Source organism: Burkholderia sp. COPS, assembly GCF_019425585.1.
Lineage (GTDB): Bacteria > Pseudomonadota > Gammaproteobacteria > Burkholderiales > Burkholderiaceae > Burkholderia > Burkholderia cepacia.
The window spans coordinates 112862-128950 of record NZ_WIXR01000010.1; the positions used below are offsets into that span (position 1 = coordinate 112862).

Sequence of the window (16089 nt, forward strand, 5' to 3'; positions counted from 1 at the left end):
GGTTACGACCGCCTGGACGAGGGTTGAATGAAACGCTTGAGCGCGGACAAGCCCGGCGCGGCGCGCGACGCGCCCGCCATGCCCGATACACCGGGCAGCCGCGCGGCGAGGGTTTCGAGTGCACGCACATAAGGATCGCGCTCTGCTGCATCGACGATGAGCCGTCCCTGGTTCGCGGCATGGCCGATCGCGACGCGACGCGCGGGCAAGGTGCCGACCAGCGACAAGCCGAGACGCTCGGCGATCTGCCCGGGCATCAGGTCCAGCGCGGGATCGTACTGATTGACCACGAGCTTGACACGGTCGGTATCGACGCCCGCATCACGCAGCCCGGTGAGCAAATCGGCTGCCGACACGATCGATGCGACACCCTGATCGCAGACAAGCCATGCCTCGTCGGCCGATGCGGCGATCTGCGTGACGAACTCGCGATTCGAGAACCCGCCGAGGTCGACGACCTGCTGGTCGAAAAACGCGCGAAACCTGTTCAGCAAGCCGATGCATGACGCATAAGACACGTCACGCAATGCACCGAGATCCGGCGGCAAAGTCGTCAGTGCAACGCCACTCTGGTGCCGCGTGAGCGCGGTGTTCACAAACGTGCGATCGATGCGGCGCAGGTTCTGCACGGCGTCGATGAAATGGAATTCGCAGCGCGTGTTCAGGAACAGCGCGCCGTCACCGGCCGGCAACCCCAGATCGATCAGCGCGGTTTGGCGGCCGGCCGGCGCGCCGCCGTCCGGACTGCCCGCCGCACCCGGGCCGAGCGCCCGCTTCTGCAGCCAGACCGCGAGATTCGCGGCAAGCGTGCTGACGCCCATGCCGGCACGCGCCCCGAGCAGCGCGACGACCTTCCCGTGGCGGCTCGTCGGCTCGCTGACGTGAGACAGCAAACCACGCGTCGTCCGCAGTGCATCCTCGGCCGGGGCCGATACGTCGATGAAATCGCGCACGCCCGCACGCAGCGCGGCCAGCGTGCTCTCCGGCTGAGCAAGCGAGCCGAGCGCAACGATCGGCAACCCAGGACACGCAGCGCGTACCGTGGCGGCGGCAACGCTCGCCAGGTCGCTGCGTTCGGAGAAATCGATGAACACCAGCGCCGGATTGAGTCCCGTGATGCGTTGCGCAAGCCCACCCGGCTCCAGCGACGCAGCCTCGACCGCTCCGGCCGACACCAGCGTATCGGCCAGCCAGCGCACATGCGCTTCTTTTGTCGATGCGCAAACGAAGTAGTCGGTCACGGCGGGTTCACACAATGATTGAGTTCGTGCATTCATGTCGAACACCCCCGATTACGCAAGGCGTGGCGATGTGCCGCAACGCGCAATGCTTCACATTCATTTCGAGAAACCCGGGGCGGCATCAGGCGACACCGCGCCGCCCAGATAAGATCGCCAGACCGGCCCGTCACGTTGCTCGGACAACTCGCCGGGTGTCGCCGGCAGTACCGCCCCCTTCGCAATCGGTGCGACGAGATGCGGGGTCACGATGATCAGCAACTCCTTGTCGTTCTGCTGGTAGTTCAGGTTCTTGAAGAACGTGCCGATGATCGGCAGGTCGCCGAGCAGCGGTACCTTGTTCACGTTCGACATCGTCTGGCGGTCGATCAGACCGCCGATCACGAAGCTCTCGCCATCGCCGAGTTCAACCGTTGTATCGGCGCGGCGCGTCGTGATACCCGGCACGGCAACGCCGCTGATCGTCACGCTGTTCACGAAATCGAGCTGACTCGATTCCGGTGCGACTTTCAGCGCGATCCGGTTCGGACCCAGCACCGTCGGGGTAAGCGACAGCCCGACGCCATATTGCTTCCACTGGATCGCGGTCGATCCGAGTCCCTGCGGCGACGGCACCGGAATCTCGCCACCTGCGAGAAAGCTGGCGCTCTGGCCGGACAGCGCGACGAGCGTCGGCTCGGCGAGCACGCGCGCCATGTTGTTCGCCTCAAGCAACGACAGGTCGGCGAAGATGCCACGCCCCGCAGCATTCACAACCAGATTGAACGCAGAGGCAACCGGTGCGCCGAGCGTCGGAATATACCCACCCGTGCCCGGCCCAGACCCGCCGTTATACGATTGCACACCACCCGGCGAGAACGAGCCGAACGAAAAGCCGTTGCTCTGCTTAAAGAAGTTGAAGCCTACTTGCTTGAGCACCGAGCGGCTGAATTCCACCACCCTCACGTCGACCTGCACGACGTTCTTGCCGGCCAGCGTCGAGCGATCGATCACCGCCCCCTTGGGGCTCATGTTTTTGGCAACCGCCGTGGCCCGCTCGTGCGCATCGAGCGATGCCGACGTTCCCCGCAGCACCGACGTCCCGCCATACGCTTTCACCTGCGGTGTCGAACCGTCGAGTACCGCTTGCGCAGCCGCGTCGACGACTTCGACGCTCCAGACCGTCGGCTCGTCTTTACCGCGCTCCCACAACATCACGTTCGTCACCCCCGGCGCTTTCGCAGTCAGCAGCACCGAACCGGACCGACTGCCCTTCATGATCAGCACATCGGCGATCGCCGGATCGCCGACGGCGACCCGCTGCAGCGCGCGGCCGGCGGAAATCTGCCGCTGCGCCCCGACCGCCAGCTCGATCGTGCCGCTCGCGCTTGCAAAGGAAGCGAATGTCAGGGCCCAGAGAGCAATCGCGAATGCAATCAGTGTGTTTTTCATTGTTTGTTGGACCGTCGCACGGCCTTTACTTGTCGTCGCTGATATCGATGGCCATCGATGTTGTTCAATATGCAACCGTTTCCGACCGGCCGCCCCGGATCACCTCGATGCCGCCCCCGCCACCGTTGCCGCCTGGCCGCGCCACCGGCGGCAGGCGCGACGGCAGCGGCGGTATGTTCGTGCTGGCCGCTGCGATCCTCGGCGTGCCGGACAGTTGTTGCAGCGACACGCCTGCCGCGGCAAGTGCCGACGGCGACAGCTTGTTGTCGGTGCGCACCGCCACCGTCTGCATCGCAAGCTCGTCGTCGCGCGGATTGCGCAGCGCGAGCGTCAGCCGCCCGCTCGCCTCGCCGAGTGTCAGTGCATCGACCTGCGCGGTCGGCACCGCGAGTACCGCGATGCGCGTGTTGCTCGGCTGGCCGTTATTACCGTTCGTGTTGCTGCCGCTGTCGCGCTCCGCAGTCGCATCTCCGAACGACAGTACGCGAACCTTCGACATCAGGAGCCTCGCCTGCGTCTGCGAAACTTCGCCGTCGAGCATCCCGCCGCCGGCTTCACGCTTCAGGTTCACGAATATGTCGACGAAGTTGCCGGGTCGCAGACGGTTGCCGACCGCGTTGGTCTCGTCGACGCGAACCGCAATCGCCCGTTCGCCCGGCTGAACATCCTCGGCGAGCCCCGACACCAATGCGTCCGCCACGACCGGCGCCGACGCCGGGATGTCCCTCGCCGGAACGCGGCCCACCAGTACCGCCGGATCAGCAAACGCACCTGTTGGCACCGGTGCGGCCGACTGAATCTTCAATGCATCGGCGGGAATCGGCTGACCGACCGGCAGCACGCGCGTCGCAACGACCACCGGCACCGGGTTAGCAGCGACGGTCTGTTGTACAGGGACGGGGCCCGAGGGACTGCGCCCGAGCAACCACGCGTAGATGCCGAGAAGAACAGCGATCGCAATCAGCAACCCCGCGATGATTTTTGTCAGATTGTTGGCCATGTTGATATGGGAATGCCGGAATCGGGTTCTGGAGCGTGCAACGATCGGGGGACTACTTTCAGTTTCAAAGCATGCTGGGCTGAACCTGTACGGTCGCGCTACTTTGCAACTGCGGCGCATTGAACAGGAATATCCACGGAATCAGCGGATTCGCCGCATATGAATAGGTCATCGTCACCATCACGTTGAAGGCCGACGTGGACGTCGACGTAAATGTCGTGCCGCAGGTCACGCCGGGCGTCGATGTGGGTGTTGGCACCGACGTGGAGACCTGCGCGGCGAAACTGACATTGTTCGACCAAGGCGTGCCGGCCAATGCTTGCGCAACGGCGTTCCGCGCATTGACCTGCAGCCGGTCACACGGCGCAGACGTGTAATTCAACGCGGCACGCGCACCTTCGGATGCCGCGAATGTCAGGCTTTGCTGGATGATGAAAACCATCCCGAACGTGACGATCGCGTAGAAGATCAGGAAGAACAAAGGAAACACGACAGCGAACTCGACCGCCGCCACTCCCCGTTGCCGCCGCCATGCGGACGGCTGGCGCGCTTGCGTCCCCCGAGCCATCACATTCCCCTCACATACACAAGATGCAGAAGCCACGCAGCCGCGGGTATCACAAGAAACGCCGCGTATGGCGTCGCTCGGCGGCCACCGAGCGTCATCGTGGGTGTCGCGCGTTTGTACAGCGCGAAGACCGACGTCCGCGACAGAAGCATCACCCAGAGCGCGTGGAGGGCTGCGGCGAGGCTCGCGACGATCCAAAGCCACAACAGCGCCGGCGCACCGCACCATGCACCCAGAACGGCAAAAACCTTGACGTCGGCTGCACCCATCACACGCAATGCGAACAAGGGAATAAAACAAAGCAGCCCCACAGCCGCACCGACCAGAGATTGGGTGAGCGATATTCCGAATGGATTGCGATCGAGGGCCGCAGCCACCAAGGCACCGACCAACCCCGCGACGACAAGCGCGTTTCGAATTCGCCGAAAGCGGATATCGCTAGACGCGACGAACGCAGCCCAGCCCAGGAATACCCCGATGAAGAAAAGACGAGCCATCACGTCGCTATCTACCGCGACCAGGACAGCGGGCGAGTTACGCCAATAATCCGCCCGCTGCAAAGCCGCCAGACGATATTCGGAACCGGCAGTTTTTTCCTATCAGCTAGAAGCGGCAGCCGCCGCCGACCAGCATGTGGCGCTCGGCGTCGAGACGCAGGTTCCGATTTTCGAGAAGGTGCTGCTGAGATTGGTTCCCACCGATGAGGCGCCCGCAATGATTGCAACAGCAATCAGCCCCGCAATCAGACCATACTCGATCGCGGTAACCCCGTCTTCTTCCTTAAGGAAGCGCTTGATGAGTGCTTTCATTTTATTCCTCGTGCCTGTATTTACGTTCGTTGGCCTTTTATACGTATACATCCCCGCATATCTGGCCGGTTGCCCCGCGCTGTTCGCCACATCTGCTGTAACGACAACCAGGTGCACTTTCTTTATAGATTGCCCCGAGGGGCATGGCTCACCATTTGATGCAAGTTAACATTCGCGATAGCAACCCTCCTCGAACGTTGTGTACCGAACCGTACATTTCCTTACATCTGCTTCGGATTCTATATCCGATCCTATTTAAGTTCCAACCTCTTTTAACGACTTGGATCGAAAAAAATGACCAGGAGCACAACGTATTTGTACGGCGTTTCGGTACGACTTACACATAGGATTTACGATAGGTTAGATGTGCACACCTAATCCATCTGTAAAACAGTTGCCTCGTCCACCAAGCCTGCTCGGCCTCCCACGTTACGTTGCACGCGTAACGCCAATGTTGTGACGTTACGTTACGAAACGATCGAAATCGTTCTCATTCGTCTGCACTTAAACAGATTCAACAATCTTTCAATTCCCATAACTTCCTTTTCCGACAAGGAATTGCCTCGTTTAAAACCTGTTGCCGAACCGTCTGGCATCGAAATGGCACGACAGTTGCAGAGTAGTCCTCGCACCACTCAACACAACGCAGTTCACAACACATGTTAATGCGAGGACAAAATGGACATTAAGGTTATCCCTCATGGCGTGTTCCGGACGACTCTGATCGCGGCCACCGTTGCAGCCATGCTTTCCCTCTCCGCGTGCGGCGGCTCGGGTTCCATCAGCCAGGGTCTTGGCGGCGGCTCGAGCTCGGGCGGCGGCGATACGATCTCCACGTCCGGCACGAGCGGAACTTCGGGCTCGTCGGGCACGAGCGGAACTTCGGGTACGAGCGGCACCAGCGGCACCTCGGGTACCAGCGGTACGTCCGGCACAAGCGGGACCTCCGGTACCAGCGGTACGTCGGGCACGAGCGGCACGTCCGGTACGTCCGGCACGTCGGGTGTGTCGTCGAACCCAGTGGGAACTGTCCTCGCAAGCAGCAGCAACATCTTGACGGGTGTCGGCGGAACCGTCTCGGGCCTCGGTTCCGTCATCGGCAGCCAGACGCTGCCGGGCGTCAACCCGGCCACCACACAAGCCGCGGGCGGCATCGTGCAAAGCGTCGGCGGCGCAGTGACTGCACTCGGCAATGGCCTCGGCAACGGTCTCGGCCAGCTCGGCGCGACGAAGGACCCGGTCGGCACCACGCTCGCCAGCACGGGTGGCGTGGTCAACCAGCTCGGCAGCGCGGTCACGCAAACGGGGACCCTGGTCTCGAGCCTCGGCAGCGGCCCGCTCTCGCCGCTCGCACCGGTCACGGGCGCCGTCGGCGGCCTCGTGTCGACGCTCGGCGGTGCCGTCTCGAACGGCGGCAATACCCTCACCAACGCACTGTCGACCGGCCCGATCCAGCAGGTCACGCAGACGGTCAGCTCGGCCATCACGCCGATCACGACGATGGTCGGCCAGACGACCCAGACGATCGGCACGGCAACCGGCCTCGGCGCGCCCGTCAACACGCTGCTCGGCACGGTCGGCAACGGCCTGAACCAGGCCGGCGCCCTGCTCGCGTCGACGGGCGGCAACCCCGTCACGACCGGTCTTGGCAACACGGTCTCGTCGACGGGCAACACCGTGAAGGCCGTCGGCGGCCTGCTCACGGGCGGCACCGGCGGCGTAACCAACCCGCTCGCGCCGCTCACCGGCCTCGTCTCGACGGTCACCGGCGCACTCGGCGGCGCAACGGGTGGCGGCAGCGGCCCGCTCGCACCGGTCACCGGTCTCGTCTCGACGGTCACGGGCGCACTCGGCGGCGCAGCAGGCGGCGGCAGCGGCCCGCTCGCACCGGTCACCGGTCTCGTCTCGACGGTCACGGGCGCACTCGGCGGCGCAGCAGGCGGCGGCAGCGGCCCGCTGGCACCGGTCACGGGTCTCGTCTCGACAGTCACGGGCGCGCTCGGCGGCGCAGCAGGCGGCAGCGGCGGCCCGCTCGCACCGGTCACCGGCCTCGTCTCGACGGTCACGGGCGCACTCGGTGGCGCAGCAGGCGGCAGCGGCGGCCCGCTCGCGCCGGTCACCGGCCTCGTCTCGACGGTCACGGGCGCACTCGGCGGCGCAGCAGGCGGCAGCGGCGGCCCGCTCGCACCGGTCACGGGTCTGCTCGGTACCGTGACGGGCGCCCTCGGCGGCGCAACAGGCGGCGCAGGCGGCAGCAGCCCGCTCGCCCCGGTGACGAACGTCGTGTCCACGGTAACGAGCGCGGTCGGCGCCCCGGCATTGACCGGCGGCACGGGCGCCGTCACGAACTCGGGCTCGGCGTCGAATCCGCTCGCACCAGTCACGTCGCTGATCGGCGGCCTGCTCGGTGGCACGCACGGCAAGTAAACCAACATCCATCAATCGACAAGACAGCGAGGAGTCAATCATGTCCCAGCAACGTTCTCTCACGACAGCCGCCCTGCACCAGTGGCGCGTGCCCCTCACGGCCTTCGCCGCAGCCTGCCTGCTGGCCGCCTGCGGCGGCGGCGGCGTGAGTTCGCCGCCGACCAGCAGCAACAACAACCCCAGCAGCACGAGCGGTACACCGAGCACGAGCGGCACCAGCGGCACGTCCACCGGCACCAAGGGCGTCGTCAGCACGGTTGGCCAGACGGCCACCGACCTCGGCAGCACGGTCGGCAACATCACCGTGCCCGGCCTCGGCGACGATGTGACGAAGGGCGTCGGCAGCACGCTCTCCAGCACGGGCACGATCGTCGGCGCAGCTGCCGATGCCGTGAGCAACGGGCTGGGACAGATCGGTACGACCAAGGATCCGGTCGGCACGACCGTCGCGGGCCTCGGCAACGTGGTCGGCGCGACGAGCAACACGGTGTCCGGCCTGAGCTCCACGGTCAAGGCGCTCGGCACGGGGCAACTCGCGCCGCTCGCGCCCGTCACGACCCCGGTCGGCACCGTGCTCGACACGGTGGCCAATGGCTTGACGGCTGCCGGCACGACGATCGGCTCGACGCTGTCGTCGGGCGCCGTGCAGCAAGTGACGCAGCCGCTCAGCTCGGCGATCACGCCGCTCGTGATCACCGCGGGCCAGGTCACGCAACAGGTCGGCACGACGACCGGCCTCGGCCAACCCGTCTCGGGTCTGCTCGGCCAGGTCGGCGGCGCGATCAGCTCGGCCGGCAAGCAGGTTGGCGGCACGTCGAGCCAGCCGCTCGTCGGCGACGTCGGTCAGCTCGTGACGGCGGTCGGCAACACCGTGACCAACGCGGGCGGCCTCGTCAACCCGAACGGCCCGAACGGCGCGGCGCCGATCCCCGGCCTGATCACGAGCCTCGTCGGCGGCTCGACGGCGACCGTGCAGAACGGCACGTCGTCGGGTTCCGGCTCGACGAATCCGCTCGGCGGCCTGCTGTCGGGTCTCGGCTCGACGCCGCTCGGCTCGCTCACGGGTGCACTCGGCGGCGCGACCGGCGGTTCGGGCAGCAGCCCGCTCGCGCCCGTCACGGGCCTCGTCTCCACCGTTACCGGCGCACTGAGCGGTGCGGCGGGCGGTAGCGGCGGCCCGCTCGCCCCCGTCACGAATCTCGTGTCGACGGTCACGGGCACGCTCGGCGGCGCAACGGGTGGCGCAGGCAGTGCAAACCCTCTCGCGCCTGTCACCGGTTTGCTGAATACTGTCACCGGAGCAGTTGGCGGCGCAGCGGGATCCGGGGGAGCGAGCCCGCTCGCACCGGTCACGTCGCTGGTCGGCAGCGTCACGGGAACGGCAACGTCGGGCGGCGGCTCGACGGGCCTGCTGGCACCGGTAACGGGGTTGCTGGGTACGCTGGGTAGCGTTGGCAAGTAAGGAGGACGGTCGCACCTTCGCAGCCGGAGCGGAGGGTGCGACCGTACAAACACAACCGGCATTGCGGCACGCGGCGCGCGGCACCCTGGTGTCGCGCGCCGGCATTACAAAGAAGACGAAAAGCAAGGCCTACGAGGAAGAACAATGAAATCCAGACTCGACAGATGGATGATGCTGCTCGCCGCCATCGCGGCAGCCAGCACGGCACAGGCACAAACGCGCGTCGGCGGTAACCCGCTCGACTCCCTGCCCCAGATCAACGCGCCGAAAACCGGCCCGAACGTAACCGTGCAGGTCGCGCCCCAGGCGCCGCAACTGCAGGAGTTGCTGTCGCGCCACCTGACACCGACGACCTTCCAGGTCGAAGGCGTAAAGTCGGTACCGTTCGAGGAAATCTCGCGTCGCTTCACCCCCCTCGTCGGCAAGGACATCACGATCGGCGATCTGATCGAAACCGCCAACGGCGTGACGAAGCTTTACCAGGAACGCGGTTACGCGCTGTCGTTCGCGTTTGTTCCCGCGCAAACGTTCGAGAACGGCGTCGTGCGCATCACGGTTGTCGAAGGCTATGTGTCGGACGTCAAGGTCACCGGCAAACCCGGGGCAATGGAATCGAAGATTCGCGCGATCGCAGCGCATATCACCGACGATCGCCCGCTGCGCCGCGCAACGTTCGAGCGCTACGTGAACACGTTCGGCCTCTTGCCCGGCCTCACGGTGAAGGCGAACGTACCACCGCCGCAAACCACCGACGGCGCCACGACGCTCGAACTTGCCGTCGACCGCAAGGCATTCAACGTCAGCACCGGTATCGATTTCAACCACCCGGGCGTACAGGGCCTCATCACCGCGACCGAAAACGGCCTCACGAAGTTCGGCGAGCAGCTGAGCATCTCCGCACTGGCGCCGCCAGGGCGTGACAAGCAGACCTACTTCGCGTTCAGCGGCGCGGTGCCCGTCGGCAGCAGCGGCCTGATCACGCGCCTCGATGCAAGCACCTATCGCGGCAAGCCTACTGACAATCCGGGCCTGCCGTCGTCCGTCCAACGCACCGTCAAGAACGAGAAGCTTGGTCTTTCGGCGTCCTATCCGATACTGCTGAACAACCAGCGCAGCCTGCTCGGCACCGTGTCGGGTTATGCCGCACACAACGAAGACCACTACCAAAGCCAGACCAACGGCAATACCCTCGAAAACCGGTCACAGGTCCGCGTGATGCAGTTGCAGCTCGACTACACGAGCGTCGAACCGAAGCAGGTACGAAAACTGAGCGTCAATGTCGCCAAGGCATTCGACATCCTCGGTGCATCGAAATCGCAGACTGGCGTGGTCAACGGTGTGGGGGTTACATACGCCGACCCGACGTCGCTGACCTTCGTCCGTACCGGCGCGACCTTCACGCAAACCAACGAATGGCCGTTCCGGATCGGCACGTCAGTCTCGCTGACCGGGCAATACAGCCCTGACTCACTGCCGACGTCCGAGCAGATCTCGTTCGGCTCGACGCGCTACGCGCTCGGCTATCAGCCGGGCGAAGCGTCGGGCGACTCGGGATGGGGGATGTCGCTGGAGGTCAACCGTGGCTTCACGCCGGGCTGGACGTATATGAAGTCTGTAACGCCGTACATCGCCTACGACATGGCGCGTGTGTACCTGCATTCAGGCACGCCGTCGCCCAACCGCATGTCGTCGGTCGGCATCGGTGTGCGTTTCACGGACAGCCGCTTCTACAGCCTCGACCTGAACGTCGCGAAGCCGGTGGGTGACGCGCCAGTCGAAAGCGCATCACGCAGCCCGCGCATCAACGCCGCATTCTCGTATCAGCTCAACTGATCGGTCACCAAACAGCCCGCGCCATGCGGGCTGTTTCGATTAGAGCCCCCTCTATCAAACGTGGCGCGCGGTTTCACGTATTCTGGCGAAGCTCGCAACATGCCCGCCCCATGCAGACGGTCGTGCGGGCAAATCGAACACGACATGCAAAACAAGGAGGACGACAATGATTCAACTGACCCGCCCGTTGCGTGCAATCGCCTTCGCCGGCGCACTGCTCGCTTGCGCCGCCCCCACGTTCGCACAGGCAGACAGCCCCATCGGCATGTGGCAGACGATCGACGACAACACCCATCAGCCGAAGGCACTCGTGCAGATCGCCGAGGACGGCGACGGTGCGCTGACCGGCAAGGTCGTCAAGGGCCTCGGCGCGAACGATACGCCCGATCGCCGCTGCACCGCCTGCACGGACGAGCGCAAGGATCAGCTCATCAAGGGCATGACGATCATCAAGGCGATGAAGAAGGAAGGCGACCACTGGGACGGCGGCAACATTCTCGACCCGGAGAACGGCAAGGTGTACAAGTGCAAGATGACGCTTGAAGACGGCGGCCAGAAACTCGTCGTGCGCGGTTATATCGGTGTATCGCTGCTCGGCCGGTCGCAGACCTGGGTTCGCCAACAATGACGCGCGGCGCGCGCTGAAACGCGCGGCTTAATGGAAAAAAACCGGCCTGACGATGAATTCGTCAGGCCGGTTTTCTTTTGGTGCGCGCGTCGGCGCAAACAACGCAGTAAACAGCGGACATCAGGCTGCGTGCTTCATCGTACCCGGCGCATAACTGCCCGGTGTGCGACCCACGGGTACCACGCCGCTGCGCGCCTCCGCCGCCTTCGATTGCGTATGCTTGCGCATCCGCACCGACAATTCATTGCACAGGTTCACGCCCGAGTCGCCGTAGAGTTCACGCATCACGCTCATCAGCGTGCCCGTCTCGTGCCAGACCTTGAAGCGGCGATGGCATGTCTGATACGAAGGGTAACGGCGCGGCATCGCCGACCACGTTGCGCCGCTGTAGATGACCCAGAGCACGCCGTTCATCACGGCACGGGTATTGGCTAGCGGCCGGCCGCGCAACTCGGTGCGCGGCTGCATTTCGGGCAGAAGCGGCGCGACGCGGCGCCACTCGTGGTCGGTCAGATCGCGATACGGTGTCATGGACATCTCCAGCCTTGGTAACCATGACACAACGATATCGGCTCACCTCAACGATGAATATAAGACAAGTCCGAAAATACCCCGAGATCGCCTGAATTTGACCGGAATTGACGTTTGAATACCGTCAATTGCCGGAAATCGCCCTCAGGTCAGCGACGTATCGACGATGCGGCGCGGCGTTTCGAGGTACTCCTTCGACTGCATCTCGACGATTCGAGACACCGTGCGCGCGAATTCGTTGGCCATCGGGCCCTCGACGTACAGCTGCTCCGCCGGCACCGCCGCGGACATCAGCAGCTTGACCTTGTGGTCGTACAGCACGTCGATCAGCCACGTGAAGCGGCGCGCCTCGGACGCCATCCGCGGCGACATCTGCGGCACCTCGGACAGCACGATCGCGTGGAACCGGCTCGCGAGTTCGAGATAGTCGTTCTGCGAACGCGGGCCGCCGCACAGCGTCGCGAAATCGAACCATACGACGCCGTCCGCCTTGCGCAGCGCCTTCAGCTCACGCTTCTCGATATGCAGGAGCGGGCTTTCATCGGGTACCGCCGCAAGCTTGCCGAACGCATGGCGCAGTTCGCGATCGGCGTCCGCGCCGAGCGGCGTGTGATACATCTTCACCTGCGCGAGCGTGCGCTGGCGATAATCGACGCCCGCGTCGACGTTCAGCACGTCGAGCTTGTCCTTGATCAGCGCAATCGCCGGCAGCATGCGGTCGCGATGCAGACCGTCCGGATACAGGTCGTCGGGATCGTAGTTGGACGTCATCACGAACTGCACGCCGTTGTTGAACAGGCGGTCGAGCAGACGGTACAGGATCATCGCATCGGCAATGTCCGACACGTGGAACTCGTCGAAGCAGATCAGGCGGTAGCGCTTCGCGATACGCCGCGCGAGTTCGTCGAGCGGATCGGCCTGCCCTTTCAGTTCCTCGAGCTCGCGGTGGACTTCGCGCATGAATTCGTGGAAATGCAGGCGCGTCTTGCGCTGCACGGGCACGACCGCGTAGAAGCTGTCCATCAGGAAGCTCTTGCCGCGACCGACGCCGCCCCACATGTAGACGCCGCGCGGGAGGTCGGGATGATTGATGAGCTTCTTGAATGCGTTCGAGCGGCGCGCCTTGTACTCGACCCACTCGTCGAAACATTGCTGCAGGCGATCGACGGCCGCGCGCTGCGCGGGATCGGACTGATAGCCGCGCGTGGTCAGTTCGCGCGTGTAGTATTCGGTGACGTTCATCGGGCAAACCGGAAAAAACGAAGGCGGACGGGAAACCCCGCCCGCCCTCGTCATGAGACGGCTGCGCCGGCCGATGGCCGGCCGGCGCTATACCGCGCTCAGCTGTTCAGCGAGCGCTTGTCGACGGCGAGCGCCGCTTCGCGCATCACTTCCGACATCGACGGGTGCGGATGGCAGATGCGGGCGATGTCTTCCGACGCCGCCTTGAATTCCATCGCCACCACGGCTTCCGCGATCAGGTCCGACGCGTTCGCGCCGATCACGTGCACGCCGAGCAGTTCGTCGGTCTTCGCATCCGCGATCATCTTCACGAAACCGTCCGGCGCGTTCATGCCGAGCGCGCGGCCGTTGATCGAGAACGGGAACTTGCCCGACTTGATCTCGCGGCCTTCCGCCTTCAGCTGCTGCTCCGTCTTGCCGACCCATGCGATTTCCGGGTACGTGTAGATCACCCACGGAATGCAGTTGTAGTCGATGTGCGGCTTCTGGCCGTCGATCACTTCCGCGACCAGCACGCCTTCGTCTTCCGCCTTGTGCGCGAGCATCGGGCCGCGCACCACGTCACCGATCGCGTAGACGTTCGACACCGCCGTGCGGCAGTGGTCGTCCACGTCGATGAAGCCGCGCTCGTTCGCCTTCAGGCCGATTGCCTCGAGGCCGAGGTTGTCGGTGTTCGGCACGCGGCCGACCGACACGATCAGGCGGTCGGCGTCGAGCGTCTGCGCGTTGCCGTCCTTGTCCGTGTAGGCGATCGACACGCCGTCGGCGGTCGTCTTCACTTCGCCGATCTTCACGCCGAGATGGATGTCGAGGCCCTGCTTCTTGAACAGCTTGGCCGCTTCCTTCGCGAGCGCTTCGTCGGCTGCGCCGAGGAATGCCGGCAGCGCCTCGAGCACCGTCACTTCGGCACCCAGGCGACGCCACACCGAGCCGAGCTCGAGGCCGATCACGCCTGCGCCGATCACGGCGAGCTTCTTCGGCACCGAGTCGAACGTCAGCGCACCTTCGTTGTCCGACACGATCTTGTTGTCGACCGGGATGCCCGGCAGGTGACGCGCCTTCGAGCCCGTCGCGATGATCACGTTCTTCGCGGTGACGACTTCGGTTTCACCCTCGCCGCTCACTTCGATCTGCACGCCGGCGTCGGTCTTGCCGGTGAACTTGCCATGGCCCTTCAGCCAGGTGATCTTGTTCTTCTTGAACAGGAACTCGATCCCGCTCGTCATCTTCTCGACGATCGCGTCCTTGCGGCCGAGCATCTTCGCGACGTCGATCTTCACGCCGTCGACCGTGATGCCGTGGTCGGTCAGGTGATGCGACGCGTTCTCGAACTCTTCCGACGACGCGAGCAGCGCCTTCGACGGGATGCAGCCGACGTTCAGGCAGGTGCCGCCGAGCTTCAGCGCGCCGGCCGGGTTCTTCCACTTCTCGATACAGGCAACGGTCTTGCCGAGCTGCGCGGCGCGAATCGCGGCGATGTAGCCGCCGGGGCCGGCGCCGATCACGACGACGTCAAATTCCTTGGACATGACAATCCTTTCTACTTGTACGCCTGCACGTTCGCGCGCGGGCGCGAACGTGCAGAACGGGTCGATGCAGTGAGACTCGGCTTACAGGTCGAGCAGCAGGCGTGCCGGATCTTCCAGCGCATCCTTCATCGCGACGAGCGACAGCACGGCTTCGCGGCCGTCGATGATGCGGTGGTCGTACGACAGCGCGAGGTAGTTGATCGGGCGGATCACGATCTGGCCGTTTTCAACGACCGGACGCTCCTTCGTCGCGTGCACGCCGAGGATGGCCGATTGCGGCGGGTTGATGATCGGGGTCGACAGCATCGAGCCGAACACGCCGCCGTTCGAGATCGAGAACGTACCGCCCGTCATTTCCTCGATCGACAGCTTGCCGTCCTTGGCCTTCTGGCCGAATTCGGCGATCTTCTTCTCGATCTCGGCGAGGCTCAGCTGATCCGCGTTGCGCAGGATCGGCACGACCAGGCCGCGCGGCGAGCCGACGGCGATACCGATGTCGAAGTAGCCGTGGTAGACGATGTCGTTACCGTCGATCGACGCGTTCACGAGCGGGAACTTCTTCAGTGCGTGGACAGCGGCCTTCACGAAGAACGACATGAAGCCGAGCTTCACGCCATGTTCCTTCTCGAACTTGTCCTTGTACTTGTTGCGCAGCTCCATGACCGGAGCCATGTTGACTTCGTTGAACGTCGTCAGGATCGCGTTGGTCTGCTGCGATTCGAGCAGACGCTCGGCGATACGCGCACGCAGACGCGACATCGGCACGCGCTGTTCCGGACGGTCGTTGAGCCACGTCGTCGCCGACGCCGGCACCTTCACTTCCGGCAGCGACGGCTTCGCCGCGGCCTTTGCCGGTGCGGCAGCCGGAGCGGCCTTCGGTGCGCTGCCCGCGGCCAGCGCGTCGCCCTTCGTGACACGGCCGTCGCGGCCCGAACCTGCGACGTCGCCTGCCGACAGGCCCTTCTCGGCCAGCAGCTTCGATGCGGCCGGCGATGCCGTAGCCGAGCTCGATGCCGTTGCGGTAGCCGGCTGTGCTGCCGGTGCGGCTGCAGCAGGCGCTGCGGCCGGCTTGACTTCGGCCGCGCCCGCAGCAGCTTCGGCTGCACCTGCCTTCGCTTCCGTATCGATCGTAGCGATCAGTTGATCGGCAACGACGGTGTCACCGTCGTTCTGCAACACTTGCGCGAGCACGCCCGCGGCCGGTGCCGGCACTTCGAGCACGACCTTGTCGGTCTCGAGTTCGATCAGGATTTCGTCCTGCGCGACTGCTTCGCCCGGCTTCTTCTTCCACTGCAGCATGGTGGCTTCCGAAACCGACTCCGAAAGCTGGGGGACTTTGACTTCTACGATAGCCATGTGATTTTCCTGGATGCTTAATCTGGGGTGTGACG

Annotated in this window: 14 protein-coding genes; 4 read left to right on the forward strand and 10 right to left on the reverse strand. The window is 64.6% G+C overall.

What is annotated here, in order from left to right; all coding sequences use genetic code 11:
* Positions 1-2 precede the first annotated feature (2 nt).
* The 6 genes from FOZ70_RS08875 to FOZ70_RS08900 form a co-directional block, all read right to left on the reverse strand.
* Positions 3-1277 carry a fimbrial protein gene (locus FOZ70_RS08875; protein WP_219705587.1) on the reverse strand — a complete coding sequence of 425 codons (1275 nt, stop codon included), beginning with the start codon at positions 1275-1277 and terminating at the stop codon, positions 3-5.
* 60 nt (positions 1278-1337) lie between these two features.
* Positions 1338-2669 carry a type II and III secretion system protein family protein gene (locus tag FOZ70_RS08880; RefSeq protein WP_060062447.1) on the reverse strand — a complete coding sequence of 444 codons (1332 nt, stop codon included), beginning with the start codon at positions 2667-2669 and terminating at the stop codon, positions 1338-1340.
* Between the two features lie 64 nt (positions 2670-2733).
* Entirely contained in the window at positions 2734-3669 is a 936-nt protein-coding gene (gene cpaB / locus FOZ70_RS08885; protein ID WP_219705613.1) for a Flp pilus assembly protein CpaB, read from the reverse strand.
* A 64-nt stretch (positions 3670-3733) separates the two neighbouring features.
* A complete protein-coding gene (locus FOZ70_RS08890; protein ID WP_060062451.1) occupies positions 3734-4237 on the reverse strand; it encodes a TadE/TadG family type IV pilus assembly protein in 504 nt (167 codons plus the stop codon).
* Complete coding sequence (locus FOZ70_RS08895; protein WP_060154893.1) at positions 4237-4734, reverse strand: prepilin peptidase; 498 nt, start codon at positions 4732-4734, stop codon at positions 4237-4239. The genes FOZ70_RS08890 and FOZ70_RS08895 overlap by 1 nt, the downstream gene beginning before the upstream one ends.
* A 102-nt stretch (positions 4735-4836) precedes the next feature.
* Positions 4837-5046: a Flp family type IVb pilin gene (locus tag FOZ70_RS08900; protein WP_060172070.1), complete on the reverse strand. Its 210-nt coding sequence runs from the start codon at positions 5044-5046 to the stop codon at positions 4837-4839.
* A gap of 678 nt (positions 5047-5724) precedes the next feature.
* On the opposite strand from FOZ70_RS08900, the gene FOZ70_RS08905 reads away from it, so the two are divergent.
* From FOZ70_RS08905 to FOZ70_RS08920, 4 genes are all read left to right on the forward strand, one after another.
* Positions 5725-7473 carry a collagen-like triple helix repeat-containing protein gene (locus tag FOZ70_RS08905; RefSeq protein ID WP_059855361.1) on the forward strand — a complete coding sequence of 583 codons (1749 nt, stop codon included), beginning with the start codon at positions 5725-5727 and terminating at the stop codon, positions 7471-7473.
* A gap of 40 nt (positions 7474-7513) precedes the next feature.
* Complete coding sequence (locus FOZ70_RS08910) at positions 7514-8935, forward strand: collagen-like triple helix repeat-containing protein (protein ID WP_219705590.1); 1422 nt, start codon at positions 7514-7516, stop codon at positions 8933-8935.
* 144 nt (positions 8936-9079) lie between these two features.
* Positions 9080-10768: a POTRA domain-containing protein gene (locus FOZ70_RS08915; protein WP_219705592.1), complete on the forward strand. Its 1689-nt coding sequence runs from the start codon at positions 9080-9082 to the stop codon at positions 10766-10768.
* 166 nt (positions 10769-10934) lie between these two features.
* Entirely contained in the window at positions 10935-11396 is a 462-nt protein-coding gene (locus FOZ70_RS08920; protein ID WP_021162390.1) for a DUF2147 domain-containing protein, read from the forward strand.
* A 120-nt stretch (positions 11397-11516) separates the two neighbouring features.
* On the opposite strand, the gene FOZ70_RS08925 is transcribed toward FOZ70_RS08920, so the two are convergent.
* From FOZ70_RS08925 to odhB, 4 genes are all read right to left on the reverse strand, one after another.
* Complete coding sequence (locus FOZ70_RS08925; protein ID WP_021162392.1) at positions 11517-11927, reverse strand: transposase; 411 nt, start codon at positions 11925-11927, stop codon at positions 11517-11519.
* Between the two features lie 144 nt (positions 11928-12071).
* Positions 12072-13169, reverse strand: a complete 1098-nt coding sequence (gene zapE, locus FOZ70_RS08930; RefSeq protein WP_027787679.1) for a cell division protein ZapE — start codon at positions 13167-13169, stop codon at positions 12072-12074.
* A 98-nt stretch (positions 13170-13267) separates the two neighbouring features.
* Positions 13268-14698: a dihydrolipoyl dehydrogenase gene (gene lpdA / locus FOZ70_RS08935; RefSeq protein WP_124589694.1), complete on the reverse strand. Its 1431-nt coding sequence runs from the start codon at positions 14696-14698 to the stop codon at positions 13268-13270.
* Positions 14699-14779: 81 nt separating this feature from the next.
* Positions 14780-16054, reverse strand: a complete 1275-nt coding sequence (odhB, locus tag FOZ70_RS08940) for a 2-oxoglutarate dehydrogenase complex dihydrolipoyllysine-residue succinyltransferase (RefSeq protein WP_042977010.1) — start codon at positions 16052-16054, stop codon at positions 14780-14782.
* Between the last annotated feature and the right edge of the window lie 35 nt (positions 16055-16089).